Source organism: Stenotrophomonas indicatrix (assembly GCA_041545745.1).
Classification (GTDB): Bacteria; Pseudomonadota; Gammaproteobacteria; order Xanthomonadales; family Xanthomonadaceae; genus Stenotrophomonas; species Stenotrophomonas indicatrix_A.
This window is the reverse complement of the sequence record CP168152.1, coordinates 1,690,960-1,702,369: the sequence shown is the minus strand read 5'-3', so window position 1 is coordinate 1,702,369 and position 11,410 is coordinate 1,690,960. Positions and strand designations below refer to the sequence as shown.

The 11,410-nt window shown below is 65.5% G+C and carries 11 protein-coding genes; all 11 read right to left on the bottom strand.

Annotated elements, in window-relative coordinates; all coding sequences use genetic code 11:
- Positions 1-81 precede the first annotated feature (81 nt).
- Positions 82-573, bottom strand: coding sequence for a recombination regulator RecX (gene recX / locus ACEF39_RS07925; RefSeq protein ID WP_500287552.1), 492 nt, complete (start codon positions 571-573; stop codon positions 82-84).
- A 109-nt stretch (positions 574-682) separates the two neighbouring features.
- Complete coding sequence (gene recA / locus ACEF39_RS07920; protein ID WP_500287994.1) at positions 683-1,720, bottom strand: recombinase RecA; 1,038 nt, start codon at positions 1,718-1,720, stop codon at positions 683-685.
- Positions 1,721-1,921: 201 nt separating this feature from the next.
- Positions 1,922-2,557 carry a transcriptional repressor LexA gene (gene lexA / locus ACEF39_RS07915; RefSeq protein WP_500287551.1) on the bottom strand — a complete coding sequence of 212 codons (636 nt, stop codon included), beginning with the start codon at positions 2,555-2,557 and terminating at the stop codon, positions 1,922-1,924.
- Between the two features lie 212 nt (positions 2,558-2,769).
- Positions 2,770-4,452, bottom strand: coding sequence for a 2-polyprenylphenol 6-hydroxylase (gene ubiB, locus ACEF39_RS07910; protein ID WP_500287550.1), 1,683 nt, complete (start codon positions 4,450-4,452; stop codon positions 2,770-2,772).
- A gap of 35 nt (positions 4,453-4,487) precedes the next feature.
- Positions 4,488-4,982, bottom strand: coding sequence for a CinA family protein (locus ACEF39_RS07905; protein WP_500287549.1), 495 nt, complete (start codon positions 4,980-4,982; stop codon positions 4,488-4,490).
- 102 nt (positions 4,983-5,084) lie between these two features.
- Positions 5,085-6,395 carry a ribosome rescue GTPase HflX gene (gene hflX / locus ACEF39_RS07900; RefSeq protein WP_089240267.1) on the bottom strand — a complete coding sequence of 437 codons (1,311 nt, stop codon included), beginning with the start codon at positions 6,393-6,395 and terminating at the stop codon, positions 5,085-5,087.
- Between the two features lie 14 nt (positions 6,396-6,409).
- The gene (gene hfq, locus ACEF39_RS07895) at positions 6,410-6,685 is read right to left on the bottom strand and encodes an RNA chaperone Hfq (RefSeq protein WP_025878916.1); all 276 of its coding nucleotides are present in this window, start codon (positions 6,683-6,685) and stop codon (positions 6,410-6,412) included.
- A 95-nt stretch (positions 6,686-6,780) separates the two neighbouring features.
- The gene (gene miaA / locus ACEF39_RS07890) at positions 6,781-7,734 is read right to left on the bottom strand and encodes a tRNA (adenosine(37)-N6)-dimethylallyltransferase MiaA (protein WP_500287548.1); all 954 of its coding nucleotides are present in this window, start codon (positions 7,732-7,734) and stop codon (positions 6,781-6,783) included.
- Positions 7,734-8,630: a dihydropteroate synthase gene (gene folP, locus ACEF39_RS07885; RefSeq protein WP_500287547.1), complete on the bottom strand. Its 897-nt coding sequence runs from the start codon at positions 8,628-8,630 to the stop codon at positions 7,734-7,736. Before folP ends, miaA begins: the two co-directional genes overlap by 1 nt.
- 558 nt (positions 8,631-9,188) lie before the next feature.
- The gene (locus ACEF39_RS07880; RefSeq protein WP_100464731.1) at positions 9,189-9,374 is read right to left on the bottom strand and encodes a hypothetical protein; all 186 of its coding nucleotides are present in this window, start codon (positions 9,372-9,374) and stop codon (positions 9,189-9,191) included.
- A gap of 98 nt (positions 9,375-9,472) precedes the next feature.
- Entirely contained in the window at positions 9,473-11,410 is a 1,938-nt protein-coding gene (gene ftsH, locus ACEF39_RS07875) for an ATP-dependent zinc metalloprotease FtsH (protein WP_162292006.1), read from the bottom strand.

Genomic DNA, 11,410 nt, shown 5'->3' with positions numbered 1-11,410 from the left:
GGCCCGTGCCGCCGGCCGCAGTGGCCAGGGTCGAACGGACCGCCGAAACCCCAAAGGGTATCAGGCCCGGCGCCATCAGTCTCAGTCGTCCGGATCGTAACGGGTCGCACGGCGGATGCTGTCACCATCAAAGCCCCGGCGGGCCAGCAAATCGGCAGCCTTGCGACGCTGCGCCAGGTCCTGCGGGCCAGCCTCACCGAAGCGGCGACGGACCAGATCCCGGGCGTTCTCCGTCCAGTCTCCTTCAAAGGTCTCCATGGCGGCAGCGATCTGCTCGCTGTCCAGTCCATGGGTACCCAGTTCGGCACGCACATGGATCGGCCCATAGCCGGTATTGGCACGCATGCGCACCAGATTCTCGGCAAACCGGGTGTCGTCCTGCCAGCCGGCCTCGGCCAGCTTGTCGACCGCGGCCTGCGCTGCCTCGCCCTCGATACCCCGGGAGGTCAGTTTGCGGGTCAACTCCTTGCGCGAATGTTCACGCCGCACCAGCAACCCCAGGGCGCGCTGGACAGGCGTCTGTTCGCGTACGCGGCGCTTGCGGCCGGGTGCCGGGGCGTCGGAATCGTTCATGCTCGCCTTCAATCAAATGCGCCGTCCCTGGCGCGTCCCCCGTCGGGGAAACCGAATCTGCAGGACAGGGCGACGTCACTGACGGCGCCGCCCTGCCCCACAGCAAGCCTTACTCGTCGTCGCCTTCGTCTTCGCCTTCCTCACGGACGGCTTCACTCGGCTGGAACTTCTCGCGCAGCTCGGCCTCGAGCTTGGCCGCAACCTGCGGGTTGTCGCGCAGATAGCCGCGGGCGTTGTCCTTGCCCTGGCCAATGCGCTCTTCACCGTAGCTGTACCAGGCACCGGCCTTCTCGACCAGCTTGGCCTCCACACCCATGTCGATCAGTTCGCCTTCGCGGCTGATGCCCTCGCCGTACAGGATCTCGGTGATGACCTGCTTGAACGGGGGGGCCAGCTTGTTCTTGACGACCTTGATCTTGGTCTGGTTGCCGATGATCTCGTCACCCTTCTTGATCGCACCGATACGACGAATGTCCAGGCGCACCGAAGCGTAGAACTTGAGCGCGTTGCCGCCGGTGGTCACTTCCGGGCTCTGGCCCGGCATCATCACGCCGATCTTGTGACGCAACTGGTTGATGAATACCACCAGCGTATTGGAACGCTTGATGTTGCCGGTCAGCTTGCGCAGCGCCTGGCTCATCAGACGGGCTTGCAGACCCGGCAGCTGGTCGCCCATCTCGCCTTCGATTTCAGCCTTCGGGGTCAATGCGGCCACCGAGTCGACAACCAGGATGTCGACCGAGCCGGAGCGGACCAGCATGTCGGCGATTTCAAGCGCCTGCTCACCGGTATCCGGCTGCGACAGCAGCAGATCGTCGACGTTGACGCCCAGCTTGCCTGCGTAGATCGGGTCCAGCGCGTGCTCGGCATCGATGAAGGCGGCCGTACCGCCCATCTTCTGGCACTCGGCAATGGCCTGCAGGGTCAACGTGGTCTTGCCGGAGGATTCCGGGCCGTAGATTTCAACCACGCGGCCCTTGGGCAGGCCGCCAATGCCCAATGCGATATCCAGCATCAGAGAACCGGTCGGAATCGCCTCGACGGGCTCGACCACACGGTCACCCATGCGCATCACCGAGCCCTTGCCGAACTGCTTTTCGATCTGGCCCAGAGCTGCAGCGAGGGCGCGCTTCTTGTTCTCGTCCATCGGATTGGTCCTTGCAGAGGTCACGTCGTTGGAGGTGCTGTCTTTGGAAGTCTTCTTGGCCATGGGTTCACTTTAAGGCTGGCGTATCGCACAGGCTGAGATTCTGCCCGGCGTTCGGAAAAAAATTATCGGACATCCGTACCAACCTCAGCAGAACCAGAGAATCGCCACAAAAGACCGCGGGAATTGCAGGGTGGATCGTCAACGGTTCGGTCGCAGCAGCCCGCAGTACAGGCCCTCGATCGAGAAGTCCTGGTCCGGAAGCACGTCAATCGGTTTGTAATCGGGATTGCGCGGCAGCAACCGGATCCGGTCCTTGGCGATCTTCAGCAGCTTGACGGTGATCTCGTCATCGATGCGGGCCACCACGATCTGCCCGGAACGAGCGTCACGGGTGCGGTGCACACCGATCAGGTCACCGTCGAAGATGCCCTCGTCGATCATCGAGTCGCCCTGCACTTTCAGCAGGTAGTCCGGCGCCGGCGAGAAGAACACCCGGTCCAGCACCACGAAATCATCCGAGCCGATGTCGGCGCCGATCGGCAGACCTGCAGCGACACGGCCCAGGATCGGCAGACGCAGGACGCTGTCAGGCAGGCCTGGCTCGGCGAGCTTCTCCACCGGAGGCGCCTGCACCAGACGGATGCCGCGCGCCTGGCCCGGTACGCGGCGGATCGCCCCGGCCTGCTCCAGCGCCTCCAGGTGATACTGCGCTGCACGTACGCCCTTGAAGCCGAAGGCACGTGCGATTTCAGTCTGCGAGGGGGGGGCCCCTTCGCTCTCGATACGCTCGGCGATCAACTGCAGGATCGCCTGCTGGGTGTCGGTCAGGTCCATGGTTAGTAGTATTACTACTAACTCCCGGGACCGCAAGTGCTGAGGGCGACAAGGCGCAATGCGAGCCGAATCCGACCTGTCGTGCCGAGCCATGCTCGGTAATCGGGCGAATGGCCGGGCGGCAAAGCCGAAAGCAGCCGACCAGCGGTCGGCTCTACAGGAATCGCTGCGCGATTCCGCGGTTCCCGGTGGGAACCGCAGCGGTAAGCACACTACGTGTGTTTACCGCTGCGCCAGATCGAGAACAGGATCCACACCCCGCAGAACCCTGCGCCGATGAAACCGCACACGCCCAGCGCCAGCAGCCAACGGCTGGAGACGCCCCCTACGCTGTGCATCACGATCGAGGAACCGATGATCAAGGCCGCGGTGACGATCCCCATCACCAGCCGGTTCGCGGCGCGATTGACCTGGTCACCGAAGCCCTGCAGTGCGCTGGTCTCGACCTTCAGCTGCAGGCGGCCACGGCGCGCCGCCTGGACCAGCTTGCGCAGATCCCGCGGCAGTTCACCGGCAAAGTCGATCATGCCCAGCAGACTGCGTCGGCCACGCTTGAACAGCGCCCGCGGCGCATAGCGCTGCAGTACCACCCGCTCCAGGAACGGGCGCGCGGCGCTGGCCATGTCGAAATCCGGGTCGAGCTGGCGGCCCATGCCCTCCAGGGTCAGGAAGGCCTTGATCATCAGTGCCAGATCCGCCGGCAGGGTCAGGTTGTAGCTGCGCAGCAGCTGGGTGATGTCGCCCAGCATCAGGCCGATGCGCAGGTCCTTCAGCGGTACGCCACGGTACTGGTCGACGAACAGGCTGATGTCGTGCTGCAACCGGTTCTCGTCCACCTCCACGCCGCCCGCCCAGTCCAGCAACACGTCGGCCACGCCCTGCGGGTCCTGTTCCACCAGGCCATGCAGCAGCTGTGCGACCTGGAAGCGGCGTACCTCTGACAAGGCGCCAACCATGCCGAAATCGATCACGCCGATGCGGCCATCGCGCAGGTAGATGATGTTGCCCGGGTGCGGATCGGCGTGGAAGCTGCCGTCCTCAAGCACCATCTTCAATACGATGTCGCCACCACGCCGGGCCAGTTCACGGCGGTCGAGGCCGGCGGCATCGACACCGGCCAGATCACGCCCCGCGATGCCGTCGACGAAGTCCTGCACGTTCAGGCTTTCGCAGGTCCATTGCCAGTGCACCGCCGGAATCAGGATGTCGTCACGCCCCTCGAAGTTGCGCGCGATGCGCTCGGCGTTGCGGCACTCCGCGGCGAAATCCAGCTCGCGCCGCAGCGACACGGTGAACTGCTGCACCACCTCGGCGGGCCGGTAGCGACGCAGGTCCGGCAGGCGTGCCTCAACGATCTCGGCCAGCCGTGCCAGCAATCGCAGATCGGCTTCAACCACGTCACGGATTCCGGGGCGACGCACTTTCAACACCACTTCGCGGCCATCGCGCAGCCGCGCACGGTGCGCCTGGGCCAATGAAGCAGCGGCCATCGGGGTTTCATCAAGGAAGGCGAACACCTGCGAAGGCGGCGCACCGAGATCGGCCTCCAGCTGTTCGCGGATCTTTTCATAGGGCAATGCCGGGACCGCGTTCTGCAACTCGGAGAGTTCGGCGATCCAGTCCGGCGGCAGCAGGTCCACACGGGTGGCGAGCACCTGGCCCAGCTTCACGAACGTCGGACCGAGTTCCTGCAGGGCGCTGCGCACGCGCACCGGCGCGGTCATCCGCAGCATCTCCTGCCGCTCCTCGTTCCAATGCAGCAGGCGGCCGGTACGTTCCAGCACCGTGGCCAGGCCGATGCGCCGCACGACGTCGCCGAAGCCGTAGCGGATCAGGACGGCGGCGATTTCCTGCAGCCGGCCAAGGTCACGGACGGTGCCCAGCGTCTCCCACATCGTTGCCTACTCCGGTTGATTGCCGGAGCAGCATGTCACAGCTGGGCGTCGATACCGTGCAATGCCGCCGCTACGGTTTGCCGGCGGATGGCTTCGCGGTCACCGTCGAACTGGAACAGCTCGGCACGGGCATAGCCGCCGCGGCGCTTCCAGCCGATCCAGACACTGCCGACCGGCTTGTCCGGGCTGCCACCGCCCGGCCCTGCGATACCGGTCACTGCCACCGCGATGCCGGCACCGGAATTGACCAGTGCCCCGGACACCATCTCCAGCACGGCTTCGCGGCTGACCGCACCGAACTGCTCCAGCGTCTGCGCGCGCACGCCGAGCAGGCGCTGCTTGGCTTCGTAGCTGTAGACCACCATGCCGCAGTCGAAGAACGCCGAGGAACCGGCGATGTCGGTCATGCACTTGGCGATCCAGCCACCGCTGCAGCTTTCAGCAGTCACCAGTTGCAGCGAAGCCTGATGCAGGCGCTGGCCCAGCGCAGCGGCCTGGGCGTTGAGTTCGGCGTCGGAGGGGATGGACATCGGGTAGCTGAAAGATGAAGAACCTGCACGTTGTACCGCAGATCGCAGGGTGGTGTCGCGGCGCGGGGCTGCAGGAACTGCCGGCCAGCGGCCGGCACTACCTCACCATTCGGGCAGTTTCTCCGGCAGCAGGGCCCGGATCGGCTCGCCATCGGCGCTGGCCGCCAGCTTCTCGGCCTCGGCGATGGGAAGATCGACCTGCAACAGCCAGCCTTCTTCATCAGCCTGTTCACTGCGGACCACTTCCAGCTGGTGCAGGCGCGCGCGCAGGCGGCCGGCACTGGGTGGCAGGCGCAGCTCGCCGGTGACATGCTGCAGACCCAGCCGCTTGCCGAGCACAGCCTGCAACAGTTCGATGCCCTGCCCGTCGCGTGCGGAAATCCACACCCGCTCACGCCGCGATTCATCCGGCACGCCGTCCTGGCCATCGTGGCGCACGTCGGCACCCTCGATGCGGTCGATCTTGTTGAACACCAGCAGCTGCGGCAGGTCGCCGGCACCGACGGCGGTCAGCACTTCGTCGACCTGGGCGATGCGCTCCTCGCGGTGCGGATCGGCGGCATCGACAAGGTGCAGCAGGAAATCCGCTTCCCGCGCTTCAGACAGGGTCGAGCGGAAGGCCGCCACCAGGTCATGCGGCAGGTCGCGTACGAAACCAACCGTATCGGCCAGCACGACGTTGCCACCAGGCACGGCGATCCGGCGCACGGTCGGATCCAGGGTCGCGAACAACTGGTCAGCCGCATAGGCCTCGGCGCCGGTCATCGCATTGAACAAGGTCGATTTGCCGGCATTGGTGTAGCCCACCAGGGCCACGCGCGGCAATTCGCTGCGCACACGCGCACGGCGCATCTGGGTGCGCTGTACTTCGACTTTTTCCAGCCGCTTCTGCAGCTGTTCAACCCGCTTCTGCAGCAGGCGACGATCGGTTTCCAGCTGGGTTTCACCCGGGCCGCGCAGACCGATCGAACCACCACGCTGGCGCTCCAGATGGGTCCAGCCGCGCACCAGGCGGGTCGCCATATGGCGCAGCTGGGCCAGCTCGACCTGCAGCTTGCCTTCATGGCTGCGCGCACGCTGGGCAAAGATGTCCAGGATCAGACCGGTACGGTCGATCACCCGACGCTCCAGGAAACGTTCCAGATTGCGTTCCTGGCCTGGGCTCAACGCGTGGTTGACCAGGATCAGATCTGCGCCAGTTGCTTCGGCGGCGGCCTTGATCTCATCCAGCTTGCCGCTGCCGAGCAGGGTCGATGGATTGGGACGATCCAGGCGCGCGGTGATGGTCACCGCGATGCTGGCCCCAGCCGAGCGGGCCAGATCACCGAATTCTTCCAGCACATCGTCTTCCAGCTTGCCGAAATGCGGCTGGATCAACAGGGCGTGTTCGCCCTTTTTCGAGCGGTCAAACATTCACCGCTCCAACATCATTCGTCTGCTTCATCACCCGCCTGACCATCCTCACCTGATTGCACGTACCCACCACCCGGGCCGACCTTGACGTTGCGCGCCGGCACCACGGTGGAAATGGCGTGCTTGTAGACCATCTGGCTGACGGTGTTGCGCAGCAGGACCACGAACTGATCGAACGATTCGATCGTGCCCTGCAGCTTGATGCCGTTGACCAGGTACACCGAAACCGGCACGCGCTCGCGCCGCAGTGCATTCAAGAAAGGATCCTGCAGCGATTGCCCCTTGGACATTGCACACTCCTGATTATTGTTCTTATTGGTAGCCGGCGGTTGCCGCGGCCCCCGAGCCGCTTGCCGGCCCATGATGGTACACGGCCAGCGTCGGTTCAGCGTGCAACGAAGGTCGACACCGCGCCTGCCAGGCGCTCCCCATCCATATGGGGGTCGAACCAGCGTGCATCAAGCTCGCTGCGCAGCCAGGTCAGCTGGCGCTTGGCCAGTTGCCGGGTGGCGAAAATGGACTTGTCACGGAAGCGGGCCTCGTCCCCCTCGCCGTCCAGGTACTCCCAGGCCTGGCGATACCCCACCGCGCGGACGGCCGGGAGGTCCAGCGGCGCGGCGACCGCCCGCATTTCCGGCAGCGCACGCAGGGCGCGCACTTCGTCGAGAAAGCCCTGGGCGAGCATGGCGTCGAAGCGGGCCTCGATGCGCTGGTGCAGCACGGCGCGGTCGCGCGGCGCCAGAATCAGCTTCAATGTACGCACCGGCAACGGGGCGACGCCGGGGCGACGCTGCCATTCACTGATCGGCGTGCCGGTCAGCCGGTAGACCTCCAGCGCCCGCTGGATGCGTTGCGGATCGGTGGCATGGATGCGTGCAGCGGCGGCAGGGTCAACGGCGGCCAGTTCGGCGTGCAGCGCAGCCCAGCCTCGCTCGGCGGCCTCGGCGCTCAGCACGGCACGCATCGCCGGGTCGGCCTCCGGCATCGGCGACAGCCCCTGCAACAGCGCCCGGAAGTACAGGCCCGTGCCGCCGGCCAGGATCGGAGTCTTGCCTCGGGCGACAATTTCGGCCACCACGCGGGCGGCGTCGGCAGCGAACTCGGCCGCCGAATAGGTCTGCCAAGGATCACGCAGGTCCAGCAGGTGGTGCGGTGCCTGTGCGCGTTCGGCCGCATCCGGCTTGGCCGAACCGATATCCAGGCCGCGATAGACCAGCGCCGAATCGACACTGACGATTTCACCGTCCAGCTGCTGTGCCAGCGCGATCGCGGTGGCGGTCTTGCCGCTGGCGGTCGGCCCCATCACGGCGATCGCCAGCGGCCGCTGATCCACTGCCATCAGTCTTCGTCCGGCCAGCGGAGGGTCGGCTTGGCATCCACCCGCACGGCGGGTACCGCCTCGACCGCCTGCCAGACCTTCAATGCATCGACCGTCGCTGCCACATCGTGCACGCGCACGATACGGGCACCGCGTTGCACGGCGATCAGGTGTGCGGCCAGCGACGCAGCGACACGCTCTGCCGGCGACTGACGACCGGTCAGCTCGCCCAGGCTGCGCTTGCGCGACAGCCCGGCCAGCATCGGCACGCCCAGTTCAAGGAAACGCTCCGAACGGGCCAGCAGCGTCATGTTGTGCGCAGTGGTCTTGCCGAAGCCGAAGCCGAGGTCGATCACCAGGTTCTTCTTGGCGATGCCAGCCATCTCCGCGGCGAACAGTCGCTGCACCAGGAAGCCACGCACCTCGGTGACGACATCGTCGTACTGCGGGTCTGCCTGCATGTGACCCGGTTCGCCCTGCATGTGCATCAGCACCACCGGCACGCCTGCGTCCGCTGCCGCCTCCAGCGCACCGTCCTGGCGCAGGCCGAAGATGTCGTTGATCATCCCCGCGCCTGCAGCAACCGCGGCACGCATCACCTCCGGCTTGAAGGTATCGATGCTGATCGGGACCACCGTGCGCGCTGCCAGCTGCTCGATGACCGGCACGACACGACGCAGTTCCTCGTCGATCGACACCGGCGCCGCGCCCGGACGGGTCGATTCGCCACCGATGTCGAGCAGGTCGGCGCCCTCCTCCACCAGTTTCAGACCATGCGCGACCGCCGCTTCGGTGGTGTCATGGGCGCCACCATCGGAGAACGAATCCGGGGTGACATTGACGATACCCATGACCCGTGCACGGTCCAGGCGCAACACGCGGCCGGCGCAATCGAGCTGGGGAGAGATATCGAACATGGCAGATCCTGCGGGCAACGAAGGTTAGTTTACGGCGGCAGGGCTGCGCCCTGCACCCGCAGAGGCCAGGGCAACGGCCAAAGCAACAGCGGTCCTGAGGGGGGCGGGGCACTGTAGGTTTGCGGGGTCGCCGTGAATCCATCCATGGAGGCTTGGTCGCCGCATCCATGCGGCTCACACCCCGCAAACCTACAGTGCCCCGCCTTCGACAGTTTCCCGGTGGCCAGTAGATCCACGCCATGCGTGGATGAATCTCCATTGGAATCGAATATCTCAATAATTGAACGAAGAGCATCCACTCATGGCGTGGATCTACGTGTCGACCAAGGTCGACACCTACCAACAGCAGCGGGGAATCGTCGAAGGCGGGGCGGTGTCGGATTGCGGGGTGTCCGCGGCATGGATGCCGCGGCCAAGCCTACAAGGACGTACTTGCGGCGTCCCCGCAATCCGACACCGCCCCGCCAAACACACAGACAATCCAGAGCCGGCTGTTGCTTCGGCTGTTGCAGTTGTTTCCGCCTCTGCGGGTGCCGGACGCAGCCCGGCCTGAAAACCCTACTTGCGCCGACGCTTCCGGTCCACGTACAGCGTCTTGATGATGCTCAGCAGGATGCCCACTGCGATGCCCACGCCACAGCCCAGCAGCAGATTGTCCACGGTCAGGCCGACAGCGACGCCGACCACGGTGGCGATGACCATCTCGGCAGTGTGGGAAATCGGTTCAGGCTTGGGGGCGGACATGCGGACTCCAGCGGACTGTCGGGATCGGATGGGCCAGGGCCCGGAAACAACAAGGCCGGGTTGCCCCGGCCTCGTCTTGCATTGCGTACGGCAGGCCGTCAGATCGATTCGGCCGGACCGGCGATGGGCGGCAGCGGACGGGCGTCGCCGCCCTTGTCATTGCCGCCATCGTCCTTGCTCGACTTGGTCCACCCCATCGGCGGCGGCGGATCGCGGCCCTCCATGATGGCGTCGATCTGCGGCGCGTCGATGGTTTCGTACTGCAGCAGCAGCTGGGTCATCGCATGCAGCTTGTCGACGTTGGCGGTCAGCAGCTCGGTGGTCCGGGCATAGGCCTTGTCCAGGATGCTGCGCACTTCCTCATCGATGCGGCGCGCCGTGTCGTTGGACACGCTCTTGTGCTGAGTGACCGAACGGCCGAGGAACACTTCATCGTCCTCTTCACCGTAGGCGATCGGGCCAAGGGTCTCCGACAGGCCCCACTTGGTGACCATGTTGCGGGCCATCTTGGTGGCACGCTCGATGTCGTTGGACGCACCGGTGGTGACCTTGTCCGGCCCGAAGATCAGCTCTTCGGCGACGCGACCGCCATACAGCGAGCACAGCTGCGAGTTGATCGCCACGCGGTTGATCGAGTACTTGTCGCCTTCCGGCAGGTACATGGTCACACCCAGCGCACGGCCGCGCGGAATGATCGTGACCTTGTAGACCGGATCGTGCTCGGGCACCAGGCGGCCGACGATGGCGTGACCAGCTTCGTGGTAGGCGGTGAGGGTCTTCTCCTCCTCGCTCATGGCCATCGAACGGCGCTCGGCGCCCATCAGGATCTTGTCGCGGGCCCGATCGAAGTGGTCCATGCGGACCTCCTTCTCGTTGCCGCGGGCGGCGAACAGGGCTGCCTCGTTGCAGAGGTTGGCAAGGTCCGCACCGGAGAAGCCCGGGGTACCACGCGCGATAACCATCGGCACGACGTCGTCGGCCAGCGGCAGCTTGCGCATGTGCACCTTGAGGATGTGCTCGCGGCCCTTCACGTCCGGCAGACCGACCACCACCTGGCGGTCGAAGCGGCCCGGACGCAGCAGCGCCGGGTCCAGCACGTCCGGACGGTTGGTCGCGGCGATCACGATCACGCCTTCGCCGCCCTCGAAACCGTCCATCTCGACCAGCAGCTGGTTCAGGGTCTGCTCGCGCTCGTCATGACCGCCGCCCAGGCCGGCACCACGGTGGCGACCGACGGCGTCGATTTCATCGATGAAGATGATGCATGGCGCGTGCTTCTTGGCCTGCTCGAACATGTCGCGCACACGGCTGGCGCCGACGCCGACGAACATTTCCACGAAGTCCGAACCGGAGATCGAGAAGAACGGCACCTTGGCTTCGCCGGCGATGGCCTTGGCCAGCAGCGTCTTGCCGGTACCCGGAGGGCCGACCATCAGCACGCCGCGCGGGATCTTGCCGCCGAGCTTGGTGAACTTGGACGGGTCACGCAGGAAGTCGACCAGTTCGCCGACTTCTTCCTTGGCCTCGTCGCAGCCGGCAACGTCGGCGAAGGTGACCTTGATCTGGTCTTCGCCCTGCAGCTTGGCGCGCGACTTGCCGAAGGACATCGCGCCCTTGGCTCCGCCGCCACCGCCCTGCATCTGGCGCATGATGAACAACCAGAAGCCGATGATCAGGATGACCGGCAGGAAATTCATCAGGATCGCGCCAAGGGAGATGCCGCTGGACGGCTCTTCCTGCACGATCTCGACATTCTTGGTGCGCAGCACGTTGATCAGGTCGCGATCGAACGGCGCGGTGATGGTGGACGACTGTCCACCACGGGTGGTGTAGGTGATCTGGCTGGTACCGCCGCGCGTGTCGCCGCCGAAGGCGACCTTCTGCACGTTGCCGGTGTCCACCTGGTCCAGGAACTGCGAGTACGAAGCGCCCTGCGCCCCGGCCCCCGAGGTCTTCGGTGAGAAGCTCTGGAAGACCACCATCAGCACGACGGCGACGACCACCCATAGCAGGAGGTTCTTGGTCAAGTCGTTCAT